The 23405-nt window shown below is 66.7% G+C and carries 20 protein-coding genes and 3 pseudogenes; 15 read left to right on the top strand and 8 right to left on the bottom strand.

What is annotated here, in order from left to right:
* The first annotated feature begins 8 nt into the window (after positions 1-8).
* Positions 9-752 (top strand): transporter, encoded by a 744-nt coding sequence (locus tag SB771_RS13935; RefSeq protein ID WP_175659099.1) that lies wholly within the window; start codon positions 9-11, stop codon positions 750-752.
* A 72-nt stretch (positions 753-824) separates the two neighbouring features.
* On the opposite strand, the gene SB771_RS13930 is transcribed toward SB771_RS13935, so the two are convergent.
* Positions 825-1109 (bottom strand): transcriptional regulator, encoded by a 285-nt coding sequence (locus SB771_RS13930; protein ID WP_041490183.1) that lies wholly within the window; start codon positions 1107-1109, stop codon positions 825-827.
* A gap of 72 nt (positions 1110-1181) precedes the next feature.
* Positions 1182-2057 (bottom strand): LysR family transcriptional regulator, encoded by an 876-nt coding sequence (locus tag SB771_RS13925; protein ID WP_175659097.1) that lies wholly within the window; start codon positions 2055-2057, stop codon positions 1182-1184.
* Between the two features lie 93 nt (positions 2058-2150).
* Between SB771_RS13925 and SB771_RS13920 the strand changes: the two genes are divergently transcribed.
* From SB771_RS13920 to SB771_RS13895, 6 genes are all read left to right on the top strand, one after another.
* Complete coding sequence (locus SB771_RS13920) at positions 2151-2396, top strand: hypothetical protein (protein ID WP_175659096.1); 246 nt, start codon at positions 2151-2153, stop codon at positions 2394-2396.
* A 197-nt stretch (positions 2397-2593) separates the two neighbouring features.
* Positions 2594-3673 (top strand): serine hydrolase, encoded by a 1080-nt coding sequence (locus SB771_RS13915; RefSeq protein ID WP_175659095.1) that lies wholly within the window; start codon positions 2594-2596, stop codon positions 3671-3673.
* A gap of 46 nt (positions 3674-3719) precedes the next feature.
* Positions 3720-3962 carry a hypothetical protein gene (locus SB771_RS13910; RefSeq protein ID WP_175659741.1) on the top strand — a complete coding sequence of 81 codons (243 nt, stop codon included), beginning with the start codon at positions 3720-3722 and terminating at the stop codon, positions 3960-3962.
* Between the two features lie 169 nt (positions 3963-4131).
* Positions 4132-4587, top strand: coding sequence for a MarR family winged helix-turn-helix transcriptional regulator (locus tag SB771_RS13905; protein ID WP_175659094.1), 456 nt, complete (start codon positions 4132-4134; stop codon positions 4585-4587).
* A gap of 68 nt (positions 4588-4655) precedes the next feature.
* Positions 4656-5219, top strand: a complete 564-nt coding sequence (locus SB771_RS13900; RefSeq protein ID WP_175659093.1) for a cysteine hydrolase — start codon at positions 4656-4658, stop codon at positions 5217-5219.
* Positions 5216-6673, top strand: coding sequence for a DHA2 family efflux MFS transporter permease subunit (locus SB771_RS13895; RefSeq protein ID WP_175659092.1), 1458 nt, complete (start codon positions 5216-5218; stop codon positions 6671-6673). Before SB771_RS13900 ends, SB771_RS13895 begins: the two co-directional genes overlap by 4 nt.
* A 12-nt stretch (positions 6674-6685) precedes the next feature.
* Here SB771_RS13895 and SB771_RS13890 read toward each other — a convergent pair.
* The 3 genes and pseudogenes from SB771_RS13890 to SB771_RS13880 form a co-directional block, all read right to left on the bottom strand.
* Positions 6686-6878: pseudogene (locus SB771_RS13890) on the bottom strand (sodium-independent anion transporter); the annotation flags it as partial.
* On the bottom strand, positions 6877-7533 hold the full coding sequence (locus SB771_RS13885; protein WP_233410228.1) for a hypothetical protein: 657 nt from the start codon (positions 7531-7533) through the stop codon (positions 6877-6879). The pseudogene SB771_RS13890 and the gene SB771_RS13885, both read right to left, overlap by 2 nt.
* Positions 7530-8750, bottom strand: coding sequence for a DUF6402 family protein (locus SB771_RS13880; protein ID WP_175659090.1), 1221 nt, complete (start codon positions 8748-8750; stop codon positions 7530-7532). The genes SB771_RS13885 and SB771_RS13880 overlap by 4 nt, the downstream gene beginning before the upstream one ends.
* A 227-nt stretch (positions 8751-8977) precedes the next feature.
* Here SB771_RS13880 and SB771_RS13875 point away from each other — a divergent pair.
* Positions 8978-9127: pseudogene (locus SB771_RS13875) on the top strand (transposase); the annotation flags it as partial.
* On the opposite strand, the pseudogene SB771_RS13870 reads toward SB771_RS13875, so the two are convergent.
* Positions 9113-9367: pseudogene (locus tag SB771_RS13870) on the bottom strand (hypothetical protein); the annotation flags it as partial. The pseudogenes SB771_RS13875 and SB771_RS13870 sit on opposite strands and share 15 nt — an antisense overlap.
* A gap of 162 nt (positions 9368-9529) precedes the next feature.
* Between SB771_RS13870 and SB771_RS13865 the strand changes: the two are divergent.
* Positions 9530-10771 carry a mechanosensitive ion channel family protein gene (locus tag SB771_RS13865; protein ID WP_175659088.1) on the top strand — a complete coding sequence of 414 codons (1242 nt, stop codon included), beginning with the start codon at positions 9530-9532 and terminating at the stop codon, positions 10769-10771.
* A 72-nt stretch (positions 10772-10843) separates the two neighbouring features.
* Here SB771_RS13865 and SB771_RS13860 read toward each other — a convergent pair whose 3' ends face one another.
* Complete coding sequence (locus tag SB771_RS13860) at positions 10844-12265, bottom strand: PLP-dependent aminotransferase family protein (RefSeq protein ID WP_175659087.1); 1422 nt, start codon at positions 12263-12265, stop codon at positions 10844-10846.
* Between the two features lie 153 nt (positions 12266-12418).
* Here SB771_RS13860 and SB771_RS13855 point away from each other — a divergent pair, with 153 nt between their 5' ends.
* Complete coding sequence (locus tag SB771_RS13855; RefSeq protein ID WP_175659086.1) at positions 12419-14743, top strand: FdhF/YdeP family oxidoreductase; 2325 nt, start codon at positions 12419-12421, stop codon at positions 14741-14743.
* 12 nt (positions 14744-14755) lie between these two features.
* Positions 14756-15676: a bestrophin family protein gene (locus tag SB771_RS13850; protein ID WP_175659085.1), complete on the top strand. Its 921-nt coding sequence runs from the start codon at positions 14756-14758 to the stop codon at positions 15674-15676.
* Between the two features lie 40 nt (positions 15677-15716).
* Here the strand turns inward: SB771_RS13850 and SB771_RS13845 are convergent, their stop codons facing one another.
* On the bottom strand, positions 15717-17747 hold the full coding sequence (locus SB771_RS13845) for an FUSC family protein (RefSeq protein WP_175659084.1): 2031 nt from the start codon (positions 17745-17747) through the stop codon (positions 15717-15719).
* Positions 17748-17896: 149 nt separating this feature from the next.
* Between SB771_RS13845 and SB771_RS13840 the strand changes: the two genes are divergently transcribed.
* The 4 genes from SB771_RS13840 to SB771_RS13825 all read left to right on the top strand — a co-directional run bounded on the left by SB771_RS13840 (position 17897) and on the right by SB771_RS13825 (position 23378).
* Positions 17897-18799 (top strand): LysR family transcriptional regulator, encoded by a 903-nt coding sequence (locus SB771_RS13840; protein ID WP_041491486.1) that lies wholly within the window; start codon positions 17897-17899, stop codon positions 18797-18799.
* Positions 18800-19209: 410 nt separating this feature from the next.
* Positions 19210-20769: a DHA2 family efflux MFS transporter permease subunit gene (locus SB771_RS13835; protein WP_105831202.1), complete on the top strand. Its 1560-nt coding sequence runs from the start codon at positions 19210-19212 to the stop codon at positions 20767-20769.
* Between the two features lie 550 nt (positions 20770-21319).
* On the top strand, positions 21320-21652 hold the full coding sequence (locus SB771_RS13830; protein ID WP_175659083.1) for a sugar ABC transporter ATPase: 333 nt from the start codon (positions 21320-21322) through the stop codon (positions 21650-21652).
* A 136-nt stretch (positions 21653-21788) separates the two neighbouring features.
* The gene (locus SB771_RS13825; RefSeq protein WP_011659011.1) at positions 21789-23378 is read left to right on the top strand and encodes an ABC transporter substrate-binding protein; all 1590 of its coding nucleotides are present in this window, start codon (positions 21789-21791) and stop codon (positions 23376-23378) included.
* Positions 23379-23405 lie beyond the last annotated feature (27 nt).

Here is a 23405-nt window from a genome sequence, read left to right as displayed (position 1 = left end):
GTAACGTGATGAAAAGAATGCTTCCGCTCGCGGCCGCGAGCGCCCTGCTCGCGCCACTCGACGCCTTTGCCGCCCACCCGCTCGTCAGCGACGACCCGGGTACCCAGGGCAACGCGAACTGGCAGTTCGAGCTCAATGCCGAGGAAACCTCGAAACAGGACGAAAACGGCCGCCACCAGATGTGGAACGCGACGCTCACGCGCGGCTTCGGCGAACGCGTCGATGTCTACGTCAACGCGCCCTACACGCATCTGCAAACGCGCACCGACGAGAACGGCGCCGGATTCGGCGATGTCGAGATCGGCATGAAGTGGCGGTTTGTCGAACGCGGGCCGCTGTCGCTCGCGCTGAAGCCGATGGCGACGATGCCCACAGGCAACGACCGGCGCGGGCTCGGCACCGGCCGCGTGGGAACCGGCGCGACGCTGCTCGCGCAAATCGACGTGTCGCGGTTCTCGTTTCTCGCGAATGCGGGCATGACGTACCAGCCGAATCGCCAGGGCGACCTGACGGCGATCTGGGCCTTCTCCGGCGCGGCGATCTACAAGGCGACCGACACGCTGCAGATCGTGGCGGACGTCGGCACGTCGCGCAACGCGGAAAGCGGCGCCGGCGCGAATCCGGCGTTCGTGATCGCCGGTGCGATCTATTCGCCGAAGCCGTGGCTCGATCTCGACATTGGCTATCGGCACGGACTGAACGACCAGACCTACCGTCACTCCGTGATGGGCGGGTTGACGGTGCGGTGGTGATACCGCGGTGATGCGGCCGATGCCGCATGTCGCACCGTCATGCGACGGACCGCCTTCGGGCGGTCCGTTTTTTCATTCGGCGTCGTTCGCGCCGAACAGCTGCGCGCACACGGCGCGCCCCTCTTCGGTCAATGCGGCGCTGCCGGTGCCGTCGTCGCTCAGCGTCGTCGCGCTCAGGCCGGCGGCGTCGAGCTGCGTCAGCACTCGACGCAGCGTGCTCATCGGCAATTGCGTGCGCTTCGCGATCTTCGGCAGCGACCAGGTCTTGCCGGACGGATCGGTCGCGGCTTCGTGCAGCGTCGCGAGCGTCGCAACGAGTGCGGGATCGAGCGGAGCGTCGTCGGATTCTGAAGTCATCGGGTCGGATTCGTGAGCCGGCGCCGGGCCGGAATGCAGGAAGAATGCCATCGCGAGCACTATACGCCGCCGTCACGCGCCCTTGATCGCCGCGCGCATGAACGACACGAAACGCGTGGTCACCGGATCGTCGCGCTCGGACAGCCATGCGAGCCCGACGCGCCATTTCGCGTCCCTGCCGTCGAGCGGCAGGACGGTCGCGTCGCGCAGCAGGTACTGCGCGCCCGACGGAATGAACGCGACGCCCACCCCGGCCGCGACCGACGTGAGCACCGATTGCACGTCCTCCGCCTGCTGCATGACCTGCGGCACGAAGCGCCGCTCGACGCACCACCGGTCGATCTGCGCGGCGAGCCCCGGGCCGCGCGCGCGCTGCAGCGCGATGAAGCCGATCTCGTTGAGCACGTCGAGATCGGCCGGCACGCGCTTGAAGCCGAGATGCGGCGGCACCGCGAGCGCGAGCGCCTCGTCGATCACCTTGAACGACGACAGCCCTTCATCGGACGGCAGACGCAGAAAGCCGGCGTCGAGCTTGCCGGCGCGCAGCCGGCGTGTTTGCTCGGACGACGACAGGTCGCTCAGCGTGACCGCGATACCCGGATTGCGGCGACGGAATTCCGCGACGAGCTTGGGCACGAGCGTCAGCACCGACAGGCAGATGCCGAGCCGCAGATGCCCGCGTTGTCCGCTGGTCGCCTCCCGCGCACGCGCGAGGATTTCGTCGGCATCGCGCACGAGCGCCTGCGCATCGGGCAGGAAGCGTTCGCCGAACGGCGTCAGTTCCGCGCCGTGCCGGCCGCGCTCGAACAGCTTGCCGCCGAGGCTCGCCTCGAGCGCGCCGATCTGCTTGCTCAGCGCCGGCTGGCTCATGTGCAGCGCGTCGGCCGCGCGGCTGAAATGGCTGAGCTCGGTAACCGTCAGGAAGGTGCGCAGCAGTTTCAATTCCATTCTTTAAAGGAATCGTATCGATCGAAACATTCATTTTACTGATCGAACGGCGTGACGTTCAATACGGACATGCCCTCTTCTGGAATTCACTTTATGTCCGTTGATCATGCGGCCGAATGCCTGACCGATATCTCGTGCGACACCGCGGTCGCCGACGAAAGCCGTGTCGAGCCCGATGCGCCGGCGCCGGAGCGTCGTGCCGAACGTGCTGCACATGTGGACGGACGCAGCCGCCGCTTTCGCTTCGGCGATGCGCTGGACGACGCGCCGCCGCGCGCCATCACGGGTTCGATCGCGATCAGCTTCGCGGTCGTGTCGCGACGGAACTGGCCGCGCTGAGCCTGCTCGTCGCGCGCATTGCGCTGGACGCGCATCTTCGATCACCCGCAAAAAAACAGCAGGAATCCGCCCGCATCACGCATCATTGCGTGCACATCGATCGTCATCGCCGTGCGATCGACCTTATAATTTCCCGCACCCGCTCACCGCCCATGCATTTCGCGCCGCCGCAACGCGCGTGAAAAGGAGACTTTCGCTTGACCGGCCTCATCGCGCGCCTGCCTCGCGCCCGGACCATCCTGATCCTCGCCCTCTCGTTCCTGACACTCGCGTTCGCAACGAACGCGTCCGCGCAGCGCGCGCAGCCGCATCGCACCGCGGCGCCGCATGCGCATGCAAAAGTCGTCAAGAAGGCCCCCGCCCACCGCAAGCACAAGGCCGTCAAGCACCGCCGTCCACGCGTCAAGCATCACTCGGTCAAGCGTCACGCCGCGCCCGCGCCGCAGCACCGGCGCGCGAAACGCACGAACGCGGTTCGTCCGCGCCCCGCCGCGAAGCCGCGCCTGCTCGCGAGCTGCGGCTATAGCCCGCGCGCGGTGCGCTCGCTCCACTCACGCGCGGCCTACGTGCTCGACGTCGATTCCGGCACGCCGCTGCTGGCCCGCAACGCACGCACCGTGCGGCCGATCGCGTCGATCTCGAAGCTGATGACCGCCGTAGTCGCGCGCGACGCGGACCGGCCGCTGAACGGCGTGCTGCGCGTCACGTCACGCGACCGCGACACGATCAAGTTCACCGGTTCGCGGCTGCCGATCGGCGCCGAACTGTCGCGCCGCCAGATGTTCCATATCGCGCTGATGTCGTCGGAAAATCGTGCGGCCGCCGCGCTGAGCCGCGACTATCCGGGCGGCCGTGCCGCGTTCGTGAAGGCGATGAACCGCGAGGCGCGCCGGCTCGGGATGCGTCAAACGCACTTCCGCGAACCGACCGGGTTGTCGCCGCACAACGTGTCCACGGCCGAGGATCTCGCGCGGCTCGTCGGCGCGGCCGCGCAGGATCCGCTGATACGCTACTTCTCGACGGACACGTCGACCACCGTGCAAGCCGGAGACGGCGAACTGCTGTACGTGAACTCCGATCCGCTCGTCCGCAGCGGCAGCCTGCCGATCCGGCTGCAGAAAACCGGCTTCATCAACGAATCGGGGCACGGCGTGGTGATGCGCATGCGCGTGAAGGGCCGCCGCGAAACGATCGTGCTGCTCGGCGCACCGACGCGCGCCGGCGTGTCGAGCGATGCGGTGAAGATCCATCGCTGGCTGAACTGCTCGATCCAGTAAGCACGGCGCGCGCGGCCGGCGCGCTCATTCACGAAGGAGCGGTGCCATACAGGACGAATACCGTTTCAACGCATTCGGGCGCCTGCTCGCCGTCGTGCGCTCGAACGACCGCTGGACCGTGTTCGATCTCGGCGCCGAGGGCAAGCGGCGGCCGGCCAATCTGCAGATTCCGTCCGCGCTCGCCGCGGATGAACTCGCGCAATATCTCGGCGATTTGTTGCACGAGGATGCTTCGCCGAAGTACCACGACGTCGTGACGGTTCCGGTTCCGTCGCCGCGCCGGGCGTAGCGCCAGGCTGCGCTGCTCGCCCGCTCGCCCCGCTCACCCGCTCGTTCAGCGGACCGGCCGCTGCCGCACCGACGCTCGCCGTTCCCCACCCGATCGCGCCAACGCACCGCACATCCCGGCCTCATACTCAATTCGACAGCTAAACTTGCAAGTTTAACTGTCGTGTTCTATGCTCCTTCGCATGACATCACCACGCACACCCGGCGTATCCGCCGACACCGTCGCCACCGACCTGACCCTCGCGGTCGGCCAGCTGATCCGCCGGCTACGCTCCGAGATCGACTCCGAAGGGCTCGGCATGTCGCAGACGAGCGCGCTCGCGCGGCTCGAACGACAGGGCCCGATGACGACCGCCGACCTCGCCCGCGCGGAGGCGATGAAGCCGCAGTCGATGAAGGCGATTCTCGCGAGCCTCGAGGAAGACGGGCTCGTCGAACGCGAGCCGCACCCGACCGACGGCCGCCAGATCCTGTTCCTGCTGACCGCGGCCGGCCGCGAAGGACGACGCAAGCGCGACACCGCGAAGCACAAGTGGCTCGGCGCCGCGATCGAGAAACTCGACCCTGAAGAGATCCGCACGCTCGCCGCCGCGATTCCGCTGATCCGGCGCATCGGCGAGCAATGACCGCCGCGCGCGTGCGGCGCGGCATCCGCGCACGCGTTCCTTTGCCCAATTCACGGAGCATCAGCACCATGAGCACAACCCGTCTCGACACGAACACGGCGCTCGTCGTCATCGACCTGCAAAAAGGCATCGTCGCGCTGCCGACGTCCCATCCGGTCGCCCCGGTAATCGAGCGCACGCGCGAACTGCTCGACGCATTCCGTGAGCGCAGGCTGCCGGTCGTCCTCGTCAACGTCGCCGGCGGCGCGCCGGGCCGCACGCAGCAGCAGGCACGTCTGGATGCCCTTCCTGCCGACTGGACCGACCTCGTACCCGAACTGAACCGCCAGCCGGGCGACCACGTCGTGACGAAGAAGACCTGGGGCGCGTTCACCGCGACCGGTCTCGACGCGTACCTGAAAGCAGCCGGCGTCACGCAGATCGTGCTGACCGGCGTCGCGACCAGCATCGGCGTCGAATCGACGGCACGCCAGGCGCACGAACTCGGCTACAACGTGACGCTGGCGATCGACGCGATGACCGACCTCAACGCGGACGCGCACACGAACAGCGTCGAACGGGTGTTCCCGCGTCTCGGTGAGACCGGTTCGACGCAAGAGATCCTCGCGCTGCTCGACCGGCGCGGCGCATGAACGACACACGCACTCAGCCGGCGCCGGGTCATGCGGCCGGCCGGCTCGATCCGGCGATCTGGAAAGTCAGCGCGGTCGCGACGCTCGGCGGCCTGCTGTCGCAGCTCGACGCGACGATCGTCAACGTATCGCTGTCGAGCCTCGCGACCGACCTGCACGCGAGCCTGTCGACGATCCAGTGGGTGACGAGCGGCTACCTGCTCGCGCTCACGCTGGTGTTGCCGCTGAACGGCTGGTTGGTCGACCGCATCGGTGCGAAGGCGCTGTACCTGTGGTGTTTCTCCGCGTTCACGCTGACGTCGGCGCTGTGCGGGCTCGCGTGGTCGGCGCCGTCGCTGATCGCGTTCCGCGTGTTGCAAGGCGTCAGCGGCGGGCTGCTCGCGCCGATGGCGCAGATGATGATCGCGCGCGTGGCCGGCCAGCAGATGGCGCGCGTGATCGGTTATGCGGCGGTGCCCGTGCTGATCGCGCCGATCCTGGGGCCGGTCGTCGCCGGTGCGATCCTGCAGCACGCGTCGTGGCGCTGGCTCTTTCTCGTGAACCTGCCGGTCGGCGCGCTCGCGCTTGCGCTGGCCGTGTGGTTCCTGCCGGGCGATCGCGACGACACGCAGCGACGCGAGCTCGATTGGGTGGGCCTCGCGCTGCTGTCGCCGGCGCTCGTGCTGTTCCTGTATGGCGCGGAGCGGATCGACGCCGTGCCGGGTATCGCGGCAATCGCTGTTTCTGTGCTGCTGCTCGCGGCGTTCCTGCGCGTCGAGCGACGCAAAGGCGCGCGTGCGCTGATCGACGTCGCGCTGTTTCGCGCGCGCGTGTTCGGCGCGGCCGCCGCCACGCAATTTCTGTCGAACGGCGCGATCTACGCAGGCCAAATGTTGATTCCGGTATTCCTGATCCAGGCGTGCGGCCGCTCGCCCGGCGAGATGGGTTGGCTGCTGGCCCCGCTTGGGCTCGGCATGCTCGTCACGTATCCGTTGATGGGTACGCTGACGAGCCGGTTCGGCGTGCGCCGGCTGGCCGCCGCCGGCGCGATGCTCGCGCTCGTCGCGACGTTGCCGATCGTGTATCTCGCGCTGGCCGGCTACGATCCCTACGTGCTGGTGCCCGCGCTGTTCCTGCGCGGGATGGGCCAGAGCGCGATCGGCATCCCGTCGATGTCCGCCGCGTATGCGTCGGTCGAACGGCGCAACCTGCCAATGGCGACGACGTCGCTCAATATCGTCCAGCGCCTCGGCGGCCCGACGTTCACGACGATCTGCACGCTGTTTCTCGCGTGGCGACTGCAGGCCGAATCCGTGTCGACGGGCGGCACGCACGGCGTCGCCTACGCGTGGGCGTTCGGCCTGCTTTGCGCGCTGCATGCGGCGAGCTTCGTGACGACGCTGCGGCTGCCGCGATGGTCGAGTGGCGCGGGCGCACGGCCGACGGGGGTGCGCGGGTCGGTTCGCGCTGAATGACGGGGCCTGCCGCTACACCGCACGCGGCTCCTGCTGGGCCGGCGTCACGCTCCGCTGCTTCCAGCGTCTGATGCAGTGTCGGGAAGATGGACGACGCGCCGACGATGTCCGTGATCCGGTGGCGCGCCATGTCCGCTTGCAGGTAACGGTTCACGCGCCCGAACAGCACGCCGATCCGGCGCGCGTGCAGCGCGTTGACGAGCTCAGCGAAGCCAAATTGGAATTCTCGCTGCTATCCAGTCGATCGTGGTGGGTGGCATCGAAATCGATCGCATGCCATCGTACTGATCCGACGCATCGAAGTAGAACAATTTGCCATCGTGAATCTCGATAGGCTCGTAGCCCGGTCGCCCGCCCCAGAACACGAAAAACAGCCGGGTTGCCAGCGTCGATCCGTGTGCATCGGCCACGACGATTTTGACTTGCTCATTTTGATCGGCGAAAAGGCCGTTGCCGTGGCCGCCGCTTCCGCAGATGCTCACGATGTAGGTCGTGTCGCCGACCTGCTTGATACCGCCATTCAGTTTGGTGTTGTAGTCGTAGCGCTCACAATCGGTGTCGTCAGTCGCGATCCCGCGAACGCTGACGAGGTAGAAGAATCCCAAAAATCCGAGCATGACGATGGCCATGCCTATGCGCTTCGCCCGACTCAAATGGCCCGGCCTTCTAGCAAGCCGGTAGATGGCGAGGACGAAAACGATCGACGTGATCCCGAAGATCGTGGGCTTCGCATTCTTGAATGAGAAAAGCGTGATCGCGTTCCTCACGTTGGCCGGCAAGAACATCAAGGCGATTGCGACAACCAGGCATACGGCGACCACGGCCAACGTCACTTTGAGGATGGCAATGATTGCCTTCATTGCTCGGCCTGGAGGGTTCTGCATATAGTGTCAATTGTCAGAATGATGGGCTTGTCCAGCTTGAGGAGTTTGGGCTTACTGTAGATCATGAAGTCGCCGCCACGATTATGCGCCGACCTCCAGTCGCGGTACGTCTTGTTATGAACTGGCCAGTAGACATCCTTCGCCAGAAATTTCCGAAAGAGACTGGTGCGTCTGTCAATCGGCTTGTTGACCTCGTCCCCCTCAGGTAGATAACGCCACTGCTCAATGGTCGAGTCCCCGACCTTCAAGTTGCTGCTTTTGAAAAAATCATTGACGACCGCGACGTAGGACAGAACCATGCCGTTCTTGTTCCAGTGGCCGAGGTACTGACTCTTGGCCGGCGAATCATCGTTGAACGAGTAGCTGTCTTTGATGTAGACATAGACGTGTGTAATTTGCACGACCGGTTCGAGACAAAAGATCTTGTGCTCGCCTTCGTACTTGTAATAGCGCTCCCCGGTAACGGTCGCCTTCCCTATGGCCGCGTAGAAGTTGAAGTTCGCCAAGGCACCGGTCAGGTCGGTCATCGCGGTACCATCGAGTGTATCGATAGATGATACCGGCTGGTATTGGAACCCCCAACCGATGTGAAATTGGAGCGGATCTTTCACAAACGGGGAAGTGTCGATAGAGACTCCCGCCGCATTCACTCGCCCGGCCGAGAAAATTTTCTCGATTACGGGCGCCAAGACTTGAGAGGCCGCTCGTAGAGCATTCGGTGTGTAAATCGCTTGTCTGACGAGCTGATTGAGTCGCGCGGATGCGCCGCGAAATTTCAATGCCCAATCCAGGGTAACTGTCGTATCGTCGAGCGGCTGTACAGAGTTGATATCGTTGTTATAGACATGCTTTGGACTCGCGAGCCACTCTCGGGCAAGCTTGGCCGAAATCGGCCAACCCATCTTGTCCATCGCTTTGGGGATATCTTGCAGATCGAACTCCGGCAGCTTATCAGCTCGCTCCGCGTCTTGATGCTTATCGCTCGGTGGAGGCTTGGCGGGCGGTTTCGCAGATGCTGGTACCGCAGGGGGCGGCGTGTGTGGCGCTACCGGAGCGGCTGCCTTCGGCGGTGGCGGCTCGTTCGGCGCAAGCCTATCGAACGAGATTTTCTGCTGCGTATCGATGGGAACGCATCCGACTACGCCCGAGTAGCATTTCCAATGCTTGCCGGAATATAACAGCCGCGATTCCATTTGATAATACGGGACTTTTCTCACAACCGGCATAGCGAATAACGCCTCTCAACGAATTCATCCCAAAATAATGGAGGTCTAGGGGAGTCCGAGAACAATGATGAATCAATTGTTAAGTCGGCCCGAGAACACGGAGATCATAAAGATATAGAAAGCCCCGGTTCGCGCGCAACTTAGGTTCATGGCAGGGAGCGTGGCCAACTGAACGAGTCAGCGATTCGCTGTGTAGCGTGGATGAATTTGAATGGCGTAAGGGCCATCGCCAAGCCACGGTGGTAGTTGATCTGGTTGGGCGGCAAGTGCTCCGGGTCAGCTCCGGACGCTCACGCAAAATGGCGCGCGCCTTCTTAGAACAACTTCCTGAGAATGTCACAAAGCATTGCAATAGACGTTTGCACGCCGACACCCGCGAGAAAGCCGACCAGCATCGTGCGCAGCAGGATATCGGCAAGAAAGCGGAGCTTGACCATCGGCGCATAACCGAGCACCTGTGGGATATCCCTCGACGCGAGCGAGATGCCCGCGCACACGTCGCGAATGGCCGACGCGCGGCGAACCGGCAGAAGGCCCTTCAGCAGCCGCCCGCGTGCCGGCCGGCTTTCATTGGAATCTTGCATGCGTGAAATGCGTGGATGATGTCCAGGAGCCCCACCTCATGCATTCGCGCCATCCGCCCGGAACCCGATGGCACAATCACGGTCCCTTTCATGTGCCCTTCATCGGGCGCGCGCCGCATCGCGGCGCAGATTCAACGCACAAGAAAGACCCTGCTTGCCCTTATGACCCTGAACGAATCCTGGTTTGCGCCGCTCGTCGGCCTCCTCATTCTGCTCGCCGCCGCCGGCGCGATCACGGCCGCCGTCCATTTCCTGTTGTTCCGCGTGGTCGCGCGCCTCGCGCGGCTGTCGGCCACGCGCATCGACGACGCGCTGTTCGAGTTCGGCGCATTCAAGTGGCTGAACCGCATCGTGCCGTTCGTCGTGATCAAGCTCGGGCTCGCGGCAGTGCCCGGGATCCCGGCCGCGGCCGCGCAGGCCGCCGACAAGGTGCTGTTCGCGCTGATCGTGTTGGTGGTGTCGATGACGATCAGCGCGACGCTGTCCGCGCTCGAACACACGCATCGCATGAGCCATCGCGACCAGCCGCGCCTGTCGCTCAAAGGCGCGATGCAGCTCGTCAAGCTCGTGATGTACATCACGGCCGCGCTCGTCGTGATCGGCGACGCGACCGGCAAGCAGATCGGCTTGCTGCTGTCGGGCATCGGCGCGATGTCGGCAGTGCTGATGCTGATCTTCAAGGACACGCTGCTCGGCCTCGTGGCCGGCGTGCAGCTGTCGTCGAACGACATGCTGCGGATCGGCGACTGGATCACGATGCCGTCGGCCGGCGCGGACGGCACCGTCATCGACATCACGCTGAACACGGTGAAGGTCGCGAACTTCGATCACACGATCATCACGGTGCCGACATGGAAGCTGATCACCGAGAGCTACCAGAACTGGCGCGGGATGACCGAAGCCGGCGGGCGCCGCATCAAGCGCGCGCTGTTCATCGATGCGACGAGCGTCCGCTTTCTCGACAACGACGAGATCGCACGGCTCGAACGCCTGACGCTGCTGAAGGACTACCTGGAAGACAAGGTCGACGCGATCGCGCAATGGAACGGCACGCTCGGCACGGCGGGCGAATGCCCGGCGAACCGCCGCCAGCTGACGAATCTCGGCACGTTCCGCGCGTACGTCGCGAACTACCTGAAGGGCCATCCGCGAATCCGCCGCGACATGACGTGCATGGCGCGCCAGCTGCCGCTGACGGCCGAAGGCATTCCGCTCGAACTGTACTGCTTCACCGACACGACGAGCTGGGTCGACTACGAGACGATCCAGGCCGACCTGTTCGATCACCTGATCGCGGTGCTGCCGGAATTCGGGCTGCGCGTGTACCAGCACCCGTCGGGCTTCGACATGCGCCGGATGGCCGGCGCGGCGCAAGGCGAACTGCAGGCGCCGCACGCGCTGTAATGCTTGACGCGACGGTCCGCAACGGGCCGCCGCGCGCCACCGCGCAGCGCAGCGCGGCGCCCCGTGCGCCGCTCACCGCCCCGCGCACTCGGACGCGAGCCGCCCCACCACCTTCAGCGCGTCCTCGATCTGCCGCGACCACGGATAGCTGTAGTTGAGCCGGATGAAATGCCGGTAATCGGCGCTCGCCGAGAACATGTGGCCGGGCCCGATCGTGATGCCCTGCGCGAGCGCGAGCGCATACAGCTTCATCGCGTCGACCCGCGGTGGCAACTCGACCCACAGCACGTACCCGCCCTGCGGCTGCGACAGCCGCGTGCCCTCCGGGAAGAAACGCCGCACCATCGCGCTCATCAGGCTCGCCTGCTGCGCATACTGCTTGCGCATCCGCCGCAGGTGGAAATCGTAGCCGTCGTGCTTCAGGTATTCGGCGATCGCGAGCTGCTCGATCGCGGGCGTCGCGAGCGTGTTCAGGAATTTCAGCTTCTCGACCTGATCGCGATAGCGGCCCGGCATCGCCCAGCCGATCCGGTAGCGCGGCGACAGGCTCTTCGTGAACGACGCGCAATGCAGCACGAGCCCGTCGCGATCGTACGACTTCAGCGCGCTCGGCGTCGTGTCGCCGAAATGCAGCTCGTGGTAGACGTCGTTCTCGATCGCGGGCACGCCGTGCTTCGCGAGCAGCTCGACGAGCGCGCGCTTGCGCGCATCGGGCATCTGAAAGCCGAGCGGATTCTGGAAATTCGGCATGACCATGCACGCGGCGATGCGCTCGCGCTCGAGGATCCGTTCGAGCGCGTCGAGATCGATGCCGTCGCCCGGATGCGTCGCCACCTCGAGCGCGCGCATGCCCATCCGCTCGATCGCGTGGAGCATCGCGTAGAACGTCGGCGACTCGACGGCGATCGTGTCGCCCGGCCGCGCGACGGCCTGCAGGCACAGGTTGATCGCCTCGGTCGCGCCGATCGTCATCACGATCTCGCCGGGCTCGACCGCGATCCCGCGCTCCGCGTAGCGCCGCGCGATCTGGCGGATCAGTTCCTGGTTGCCGGGCGGCAGGTCGTCGATCACGCCCCAGCGCGTGCGCCGCCGCCCGATCGCCTGCGCGTAGCGCGCAAGACGCTGCACCGGAAACTGCGACGCGTCGGGATACGGCGAGCCGAGCGGCACCGCGTCGTCACGCGCGATCGAGCGCAGCGTCGACAGCACGAGCCGGCTCACGTCCACCGCCGACGGCTCGGCCGCCGGCGCCGACGTGTTCAGCTCGGCCTCGGCCGGCTCCGTGACCCGCGCCCGCACGAAATAACCCGACTGCGGCCGGCTCTCGATCAGCCCGCGGCTCTCCAGCACGAGATACGCGCGCAGCACGGTCGTCACGCTGAGCTGCTGCTGCCGGCTCGCCTGCCGCACCGACGGAATCCGCTCGCCCGACCGGTATACGCCGCGCTCGATCTGCGCCTGCAGATCGTCGGCCAGTTGTTCGTAACGCTTCACGCGCCTCCCTTTCAACTTCCCTTCAAAAACACAGTTGCGGCCCGCACTGCCTGAATGGCCGAAACTGTACTCTTTTTTGAAGTCGAAAGGTGTACACACAGCAGCCCGGGCGCCGCGCGTACTCTCACTACATCGCCCCTGAACACCCGCATCATGAAAAAGAAATCCGCCGCCCCGCGCATCGAACCGTACCACCACCCGGCCGCCGGCTGGGGCGCGCTGAAAGCCGTCGCGATCAACCTGATCAAGGAAAAGGTCACCGGCGGCAACTACCGCACGCTGCTGCGCCAGAACCAGCCGGACGGCTTCGACTGCCCGGGCTGCGCGTGGCCCGACCGCCAGCATGCGTCGACGTTCGAATTCTGCGAAAACGGCGTGAAGGCCGTGGCCGCCGAAGCGACGAGCAAGCGCGTGACGCCCGAATTCTTCGCCGCGCACACGGTCACCGAACTGCTCGAACAGACGGATTTCGAACTCGAACAGCACGGCCGCCTGACCGACCCGATGGTGTACGACGCCCGCACCGACTGCTACGTGCCGATCGCGTGGGACGACGCGTTCGAGCTGATCGCGCGCCACCTGCGTGCGCTGCCGGATCCGAACCAGGCCGCGTTCTACACGTCGGGCCGCGCGAGCAACGAGGCGGCGTTCCTGTATCAGCTGCTGGTGCGGCGGTACGGCACGAACAACTTCCCCGACTGCTCGAACATGTGCCACGAGGCGACGAGCCGCGGGCTGCCCGATTCGGTCGGCGTCGGCAAGGGCACCGTCACGCTCGACGATTTCGAGCACGCGGACATGCTGCTGATCTTCGGCCAGAACCCGGCGACCAACCATCCGCGGATGATGGGCGAGCTGCGCGAATGCGCGAAGCGCGGCGCGACGATCGTGTCGATCAACCCGCTGAAGGAACGCGGGCTCGAGCGCTTCGCCGATCCGCAAAGCCCGCTCGAGATGCTGACGATGTCCGGCACCGCGATCGCGTCGACGTTCATCCAGCCCACGATCGGCGGCGATTTCGCTTTGATCAAGGGGATGGCCAAGCGCGTGCTCGAACTCGACGACGCCGCACGCGCCGCCGGCGCGCCGCGCGTGCTCGACACCGCGTTCATCGACGAACACACGGCCGGCTTCGATGCGTTCGCCGACGATCTGCGCAACGAAAGCTGGCCGGCGCTGACGGCCGAAAGCGGTGTGTCGTACGAGCAGATCGACGCGCTCGCGCAGCGCTATGCACGCAGCGAGCGCGTGATCGCGACGTGGGGGATGGGCATCACGCAGCACAAGCATTCGGTCGCGACCGTGCAGATGCTGACGAACCTGATGCTGATGCGCGGCAACATCGGCCGCCCCGGCGCCGGCCTGTGTCCGGTCCGCGGCCACTCGAACGTGCAGGGCAACCGCACGGTCGGCATCGAGGAAAAGCCGTCGCAGGCGTTCCTCGACCGGCTCGGCCACGTGTTCGATTTCGAGCCGCCGCGCCATCACGGTTACGACGTCGTCGAGACGATCGAAGGCATGCTCGAAGGCCGCGTGAAGGTGCTGATCGGCCTCGGCGGCAACTTCGCGATGGCGACGCCCGACACGCCGCGCACGTGGGAAGGCCTGCGCCGCTGCGCGCTCTCCGTGCACATCACGACGAAGCTGAACCGCAGCCACCTGATCCACGGCCGCGACGCGCTGATCCTGCCGACGCTCGGCCGCACCGAGATCGACCTGCAGGACAACGTGCCGCAAGGCGTGACGGTCGAGGATTCGATGAGCATGGTCCACGTGTCGTACGGGATGAACAAGCCGGCTTCCGCGAACCTGATGTCGGAGCCGGCGATCGTCGCGCACATGGGCCATGCGCTGTTCGGCAGCGGCAAGATCGACTGGCTCGCGTACAAGGACGACTACGCGAAGATCCGCGACGCGATCGAGGCGACCCTCGACGACTTCTACGACTACAACGCGCGCATCGCACGGCCCGGCGGCTTCCATCTGCGCGTCGCGTCGCGCGATCGCGAATGGCTGACGCCGACGGGCAAGGCGAACTTCATCGCGCACGCGCTGCCGACCGACACGCCGATCCAGCGCGCCCGCGCGCTGCACGGCGAGCGCCTGATGACGCTGATGACGACGCGCTCGCACGACCAGTACAACACGACCGTCTACGGTCTCGACGACCGCTATCGCGGCGTCTTCGGCCAGCGCCGCGTGGTGTTCGTCAACCGCGACGATCTCGCGATGCTCGGCCTGAAGGCCGGCGACTGGGTCGACATGGAAACCGTGTGGCACGACGGCATCGAGCGGCGCGCGAACGGCTTCCTGCTCGTCGAATACGACATCCCGCGCGGCTGCATCGGCGCGTACTACCCGGAAACGAACCCGCTGGTGCCGCTCGACAGCGTCGGCGACGTGTGCAACACGCCGACGTCGAAATCGGTGCCGGTCCTGCTGCATCGCGCGGCCGCGCCGGCGTCGGCTGCCGCCTGACGGAGCGCCGCGATGATCGTTCGGCCGCGCGAGCACTGGCTGCGGATGCTGCTCGTCTGGAACGGATCGGTGCTGCCGACCATCCTGCCGCAGCTCGTGCTGACGCTCGCGATCAGCCTCGTCGCGGTGTGGGGCGGCGGCCGCGTGCTCGGCGAGAAGGTACCGCTGAACCCGACGCCGTTCACGCTGATCGGCCTCACGCTCGCGATCTTCGCGGGGTTTCGCAACAACGCGAGCTACGAGCGCTACCGCGAGGGCCGGCAGCTGTGGGGCGGCGTGCTGACCGCCACGCGCACGCTGGTGTCGCAAGCACTCTGCTACGGCGCGATCGATGACGACGACGCCGCGCGGCACGCGTTCGTGCGCAAGGTCATCGCGTTCGTCCATGCGCTGAAGCATCAGCTGCGCGGCACCGACCCGGCGGCGGACCTGCGCGCGCTGCTCGACGACGGCACCCACACGCGCATCGTCGCCGCCCGGTATGCGCCGATCGCGATCGTTCATGAACTGCGCGAGGCATTCGCCGCGCGCGCCGACGCCGGGCATCTCGCCGATACGCGGCTCTGGATGCTCGACGCACGCCTCGACGATCTCGTGTCGATGGTGAGCGGCTGCGAGCGCATCGCATCGACGCCGATCCCGTTCTCGTACGACGTGCTGCTGCACCGGACCATCTACGCATACTGCGTGCTGCTGCCGTTCGGCCTGGTCGACTCGATCGGCGCGGCGACGCCGTTCGTCACCGTGTTCGTCGCCTATACGCTGATCGCGCTCGACGCGATCGCCCATGCGATCGCCGAGCCGTTCGGCGACGGGCCGAACCAGCTCGCGCTCGATGCGATGACGCGGATGATCGAGCGCACGCTGCTCGAACTGAACCGCGAGCCGCTGCCGGCGGAAGCGACGCCCGGCCCCGCGTATCGGCTCACCTGACGGGCCGCGCACCGTCGACGCCCCCGTCGCCGCTGCTCGTTCAGCCGCGGCGGCCGCGCAGGAAGTGGCCATGCCCGGCCACCGCGTCCGCGATCCGCCTCAGCAACACGATGCCGCGCAGCAGCGCGCGTGCGTCGTCGCTGTCGACATCGGCCACGCGCCGCCGCAGCAATCGCGCGGCCATATCGCAACTGCGCTCGAGCCGGGCGAAATCCGCGAGCGCGGCGCGGCCGCGCACCACGGCCACCGCGCGACGCGCGGCCGGCTCCCGGGCCGCCAGTTCCGCGAGCGACAGCAGGCTGTCGCCGATGCCCCAGATCGCCAACAGGTCGCGCATGTCGCGCTCGATCAGCGTTTGCGGCAGGCTGCCCGCGAACCCGGGCTCACGCCGGAGCCGGTCGGCCGTGCGACTGAGCCACGCGCTTGCCGACCAGCCGCGCGGGTTGCGGGCGATAGCCGCCAGGTCGCGGCGCACCGCGCGATGCAGCCGCCGCCGGCTCGTGCCCGGATCGCCGGGAAACACGAGCGCGAACACCAGCACGCCGAACGCGATGCCGAGCAGCGTCGACAGTGCGCTGTTGAGGAACGCCGCATCGCCGATGCGCGCGGTGTTGTCCGGCGACGTGAAATTCCAGAAGAAGATCGCGAACGCGCTGCCGAGCGCGGCGGTGCGCGGATGGCGCATCGCGAGCCCCGTGCCGATCATGAACACGCCGATGATGTACGCGAGCGTCTCGAAGCCCGACACCGCCGGCAGCAGGATGAAGTTGCAGACGATCCCCGCCACCGCCGCGCACGCCGTGCCCTTGAGGAACCCGATCGCGGCCCGGGCCGAATTCGGCCGGGTGGAGAACAACGCGCCGACCACGGCCGTGATCGCAACGAAACCGGCGCCCGACGGCCATGCGGTGACGATCCAGATCGCCGACGCGGCCAGCACCGCGATGAACGCGCGGATGCCGTTGTGACACGCGAGCACCGCGTCGCGATGAAACGCATAGCGGACCCGCGACGGCGGCGGAACCGGCAGGTCGACCCGCGCCTTGTTGGCGAACGCGTCGTCGAATCCGGCGAGCAGTGTGCTCAGCCGGTCGAGCGTGAGCAGGCGGGAGTCATCCGAGCCGGTCGGCTCGACAGCCTCGATGTGCAACGCGTGATCCACCCGCGCACGCAGCACCGCCATCTCGGGCCCCGCCTCGCCTGATGCCGCGACGCCGTCGAGCACCCGCGCGGCCTCGGCGACCAGCGGGTCCGGTGCGTCGCCGCTGCGCGCCGCATGCGCTTCGATCGCCTGCGCGGCCGCATGCGCAGACAGCACGCCCAGCGCCGCCGCGCGCAGATGGCCGATCGCGTTGCGCACCGGCGGCGCGCCGGCGGCCGCATACTCGGCCGCGGTGTCGAGATCGAGCGCCTCCGCGAACAGCCGGTGAACCGCCGCGGCGTTCGGCTCGCGACGCAGCGCGGCCGCGCCGACAGCCACCGCGCGCCCGAGATAGCGCGCGAGCCGCGTGCGGACGTCGCGCAGCGGCGAACCCGGCGCGAACACCGTTTCGAACGCGGCGGCGCACAAGATGCCCACCATCACGTAAAGGAACCGCGCGGTCGCGATATCGAACGCGTGCAGCGGCGCGGACGCCGCATCCATCGAGACGATCGCGGCCGTATAGCCGGCGAGCACCGCCGCGTACGCACGGAAATTCCGCAGGAACGTCGCGACGCCCGCGCACAGGCCGATCCATGCGGCGAGCGCGGTCAGGAACAGCTCGGGCGTCTGCGCGAATGCGCCGGTCAGCGCGAGCGCGACGGCCGCGCCGATCGCGGTGCCGAGGATCCGGTACTGGCTCTTCGACAGCCCCATGCCGCGTGTGCCCTGCGCGACGATCCACACGGTCGACGCGGCCCATTTCGGATCGTCGAGGTTCATCCGGAAGGCGATGTAGAGCGCGAGCAGCGACGCAGCGGTGTTGCGCAACGCGAACCCGAGCGCGCCGGGCGGCAACGTGGGCCATGCGTCGCGCAGCGCGGTGCGCACGACCGCGAACGGCGGCAGGCTGGGAAAAGCGAATTTCATGCGGCGAGCATACGATCGCGCCACGGCCGCCACTACCGGCCCTACGGGATGCGTTATTGCAGCGGGCGGGATAATTGGGATGACCGACATGAAGCCATTCCGCCGGCGACGGTAAGATGCGCGCAGGCCAAGCACTGAAAACAACCTGTATGGACTTCGAGAGCATCCGGATATTCTTGCGCGTGGTGGAACGCGGCAGCTTCACGGCCGCGTCCGTGCAACTCGACATGCCGCTCAGCCGCGTGAGCCGCAAGGTCAAGCAACTCGAGGACGATCTCGGCGTGCAGCTGCTGTACCGGACCACGCGCCGCGTGTCCGTCACCGAAGGCGGGCGCGACTATTACGAGCGCTGCCTGCGCGCGGAGGAAATCCTGCTCGACGCGGACCGCCAGGCCCGCGCGCTGCGCACCGATCCCGAAGGCACGCTGCGCGTGCTGGTGCCCTACTCGATCGGCCTGTTCGAACTGGAGCCCGCGCTCGCGGAGTTTCACCGGCGCTACCCGCGCGTGCAGCTCGTGCTGATCTACGACAACAGCCCGCTCGACCTCGTCGAGCACGGTTTCGACGTCGCGCTGCGCGCGGGCATGCTGACCGATTCCGGCTACGTCGCGCGCTCGCTCGGCTGGTCGCACGCGAAGCTCGCCGCGAGCCCCGCCTACCTCGAGCGCGTCGGGCGCCCGCGGACACCGCATGAACTCGCGCAGCACGACATCCTGTACGTGGGACGCGACGCGCCCGGCCTGACGCTGCGGCTCACCAACGCGGCCGGCGACGTGGCCGACGTGCCGATCCGCCCCGTGCTGATCTCGAACGAATCGATCACCGTGCTGCGCCAGGCCGCGAGCGGCGGCGGCATCGCGCTGATCTCCACGCACTACATCGCGCGGCGGCTCGAGAAGAACGAACTCGAGATCGTCCTGCCCGACTGGCACCGCACCGACGACGTCGAACTGCACGCGCTCTATCCGCGCCGCGCGACGCTCGACAGCAAGGTGCGCATCTTCGTCGAGTTCCTGACGGAAGTGTTCACCGGTTGGCGGAACGCGCCGTAACGGGCATCGCACGACCGGCAATCGACGCGTACCGTCCGGATTATTGCGGCACACGAAAGGAATTAATGAGTAGGCGAGCGTTGATCGCCGCTCGTCGCATCGTTAGCCTGTTGCGATGCAAAACCACGCCGCACACACCACACGCTACGGCAGCCATGGGCCGGCTGCGCGCCGACGCGTCACGCGCGTCGCGCCTTCCTGACCGGTACTAGCCCGCCTGCCGGAGCCCGTCACGGCTTCGCGCCTCCGATTCAACGCCTGAACCGCACGCTGCAACGCGTCGCCGCCGCCTGGCGGACGGCGCGCGGGCAGCGTGTGTCCGTCCGCTTCGTGGTGCTCCCGCGCAGGCGTCGCGCGCGTACGCGTGTGCGACGCGCAGTGCGGACCACCCTTCATCACGCAGGAAGCCCATGTCCTCTTCATCCCCTCCAGGCCCGCTGACGGGCGCCCGGCTCGCGATCGGCACGATCGCGGTTTCGCTCGCGATGTTCATGAACGTGCTCGACTCGTCGATCGCGAACGTCGCGATTCCGACGATCTCGGGCGAGCTCGGCGTGTCGGTCGACGAAGGCACGTGGGTGATCACGATCTTCGCGGCAGCGAACGCCGTGTCGATTCCATTGACGGGCTGGCTCACGCAGCGCTTCGGCCAGGTGCGCCTGTTCGTCACGTCGATCCTGCTGTTCGTGTTCGCGTCGTGGCTGTGCGGGATCGCGCCGAACCTGCCGACGCTGCTCGCCGCGCGCATCCTGCAGGGTGCGGTCGCCGGGCCGCTCGCGCCGCTGTCGCAGGCGCTGCTGCTCGGCGCATGGCCGCGGCAGAAATCGGCGACGGCGCTCGCGCTGTGGTCGATGACCGCGCTCGTCGGCCCGATCGCGGGGCCGTCGCTCGGCGGCTGGATCACCTACGACTACAACTGGTCGTGGATCTTCTACATCAACATTCCGGTCGGTTTCTTCGCGGCGGCGGTCACGTGGTTCGTGTTCCGCGATCGCGAATCGCCGGTGCGTCGCCTGCCGATCGACACGGTCGGCCTCCTGCTGCTCGTGCTGTGGGTCGCATCGCTGCAGATCATGCTCGACAAGGGCAAGGATCTCGACTGGTTCAATTCGCCCGTCATCGTCGCGCTCGGCATCGTCGCGCTGGTCGGCTTTGCATTCTTTCTCGTGTGGGAGCTGACCGAGGCCAATCCGATCGTCGACCTGCGGCTCTTCACGCAGCGCAATTTCGCGGGCGGCACGATCGCGATCTCGGTCGCGTACGGGATGTTCTTCGGCACGCTGGTGCTGCTGCCGCAGTGGATGCAGGGCTATCTCGGCTATCGCGCGATCGATTCCGGGCTCGCCACCGCGCCGCTCGGGATCTTCGCGATCCTGCTGACGCCGGTGATGGGACGCATCCTGCCGCGCACCGATCCGCGCTACCTCGCGACGCTCGCCTTCGTCGGCTTCGCGGTCGTGTTCATGATGCGCACGACGTTCTATTCCGACGTGTCGCACTGGGATCTCGTGCTGCCGACGCTGCTGCAGGGCATTCCGATGGCGATGTTCTTCGTGCCGCTCACGGCGATCATCCTGTCGGGGCTGCCGCCGGAGAAGATTCCCGCGGCCGCCGGCCTGTCGAATTTCGGCCGCACGTTCTGCGGCGCGGTCGGCACGTCGTTGATCAGCAATGCGTGGAACGACCGGACGATCCTGCATCACGTCCGGCTCACCGAACAGGCGAGCCCGGGCAACCCGATCTTCGCGCAGCAGCTCGACAGCGCGCGTTCACTGCTGCACCTGAGCCCCGATTCGGCGCTCGCGTTCTTCAATACGTCGGTCGATTCACAGGCGGCCGTGATGGGGCTGAACGACATCTTCTACGTGTCGGCGATCATCTTCATCGCGATCATTCCGCTGATCTGGATCACCCGGCCGTCGCGCTCGGGCGGCGACGACGCGGGCGCGGCGGCGGCGGGCGCGCATTGATCGCGCGCCGTTATCGTTGGCTTGCTCGCCGGCGTCATCGCTGTTCGAGGATGTAATAAAGACTTGCAATCGATACAGGCGGAAACGTCAACAGCCGGGGCCCGCACAGCGTTGTTTCGACAAGCGCCGACGATTCGTGCGCAACGACAGGAGAAAGTCGCACGCCCGGGCCGCGCGCCTGCACCGTGACGACCGCCGGATCCGCCAGGAAGAGCGGGACAGGGCCGCGCAGGTCGCGGCCACATTACGCAGAGCGAAAAGCACGTGCTGAACCGGCAGGACAACGCGGACAGCCACAAGATCGGCCAGTAACGCCGGCAAGCGTCGATTCGCCATCCTTTGAAACGCCCGCTGCCGCCGCGCGACAGCGGGCGCTTATGTATCGAATCGTTTCAGCATGCCGTATGCGTCAAGTGCCGCGGGTATACTCCGACGTCAGCCGCCGCCCGTATCTCAAAAACGGCACGATCCCGGCGGTTTCGTCGCGAAGCTCCGCGTTTCGCGTATCCCGCGCCCCAGCCTCGACACGACACCCACGACGATTCCGATCATGAAACGATTCCTGCTGCTCCTTCCCGCCGCCCTGCTCGCCGCCTGCGGTTCCGCGCCCTCGTCCGACTCGGCCGCGTCCGGCTCGGCGCCGATGATCTACGTGTCGTCGGCGCGCCCCGCACACGCGATCGCCAACTGCCTCGACAGCCGCCTGTCCGGCACCGAGCAGTCGCAGCACAACGGCGTGACCGACATCACCGTCGGCTCGCGCTCGTACTTCGTCACGCTCACGCCGTCGGGCCACGGCTCCGTCGTCAAGGTCGTGCGCGGCTCGGGCAGCGAGCCGGCCGAGGAAGCGATGCGCTTCGCGATCGCGCGCTGCGTGATCTGAGCGCTGCCTGCGCCGGGCGCCCCGCCCGGCCCGCAAGCCGTCCCGCGGGCGCCGTCATGCGCGCCCGTCGAATATTTTCATCCGGGCCGCCGTCGATGAGAGAATCGCACCACGATTCCCTTTCCACGGAGCCCGCATGAAGCATCTGCTGTCCCGGCTGTTCGTCAGCGCCGCGCTCGTCGCGCTTGTTCCGGCGCTGCCGGCGCAGGCCGCGACGCCGCCCGGCATCTTCGTCGTCGCCACCCAGCTCGGCGAATTCACGACTCTCGACCCGAGCGAAATCTACGAGCTCGTGCCGTCCGAGTATGTCGCGAACACCTACGAACGGCTCGTGCGGGTCGACCTGAAGGACCCGACGCGCTTCGACGGGCAGATCGCACAATCGTGGACGGTCGGCGCCGACGGCGTCACCTACACGTTCAAGCTGCGCCCCGGCCTTACCTTCCATTCCGGCAACCCGGTCACTGCCGACGACGTCGCATGGTCGCTGCAGCGCACCATCCAGCTCGACAAGGGCCCGGCCGGCGTGCTCGCCGATCTCGGTCTCACGAAGGCGAACGTGATGCAGAAGGTGCGCGCGATCGATCCGCAGACCTTCGTGCTCGAAACCGACCGCAAGTACGCGCCGAGCTTCGTGCTCAACGTGCTGAGCGCGTGCCCGGCGTCGGTGCTCGACAAGAAACTGCTGATGTCGCACCAGCAGGGCAACGATTTCGGCAGCGGCTGGCTGAAGACCAACGACGCGGGCTCGGGCCCGTACCAGCTCGTCAAGTGGTCGCCGAACGAGAGCATCGTGCTGCAGCGTTTCGACAAGTACCGCGCGCCGTACGCGATGAAACGCGTCGTGCTGCGCCACGTGCCCGAGGCGTCCGCGCAGCGGCTGCTGCTCGAGAACGGCGACGTCGACGCCGCGCGCAACCTGAGCCCCGACAGCCTCGCCGCGCTGACCAAGGCCGGCAAGATCAAGGTCGCGTCGTGGCCCGTGTCCGCGCTGCTGTACCTGAGCCTGAACACGAAGAACGCGAATCTCGCGAAGCCGGACGTGCAGCAGGCGATGAAGTGGCTCGTCGACTACGACGGCATCCAGCGCAACATCGTCAGCACGACCTACAAGGTGCACGAGACCTTCCTGCCCGAAGGTTTCCTCGGCACGCTGAATTCGAACCCGTACAAGCTCGACGTCGCGAAGGCGAAGGCGTTGCTCGCGAAGGCCGGCTTGCCGAACGGCTTCGACGTGACGATGGACATGCCGAACGATTATCCGTACATCGAGATCGCGCAGGCGCTGCAGGCGAACTTCGCTCAGGCCGGCATCCGCGTGAAGCTGATCCCCGGCGATGCGAAGCAGGCGATCGGCAAGTACCGCGCGCGCCAGCACGACATCTTCATCGGCGAATGGTCGCCCGACTACATGGATCCGAACAGCAACGCGCGCGGGTTCGCATGGAATCCTGACAATTCCGACCAGTCGAAGACGAAGATGCTCGCGTGGCGCAACAGCTGGGACATCCCGCAGCTGACGAAGGATACCGAGGCCGCGCTCGTCGAGCCGTCGTCCGCGAAGCGCGCGCAGCGCTACGAGGCGCTGCAGAAGTCCGTGCTCGCGAACTCGCCGTTCATCATCATGTTCGAGAAGGTCGTGCAGGTCGCCACGCGCCCCGGCACGACTGGGCCGGAGATCGGGCCGATCAACGATCTGGTGTCCTACCGGACGTTGAAAAAATAGCTTCACGGCATTGCCCGCGTGGCCGCT

Source organism: Burkholderia sp. SIMBA_051 (assembly GCF_046534915.1).
GTDB lineage: Bacteria > Pseudomonadota > Gammaproteobacteria > Burkholderiales > Burkholderiaceae > Burkholderia > Burkholderia ambifaria.
This window is presented reverse-complemented; position numbering and strand designations above follow the sequence as displayed.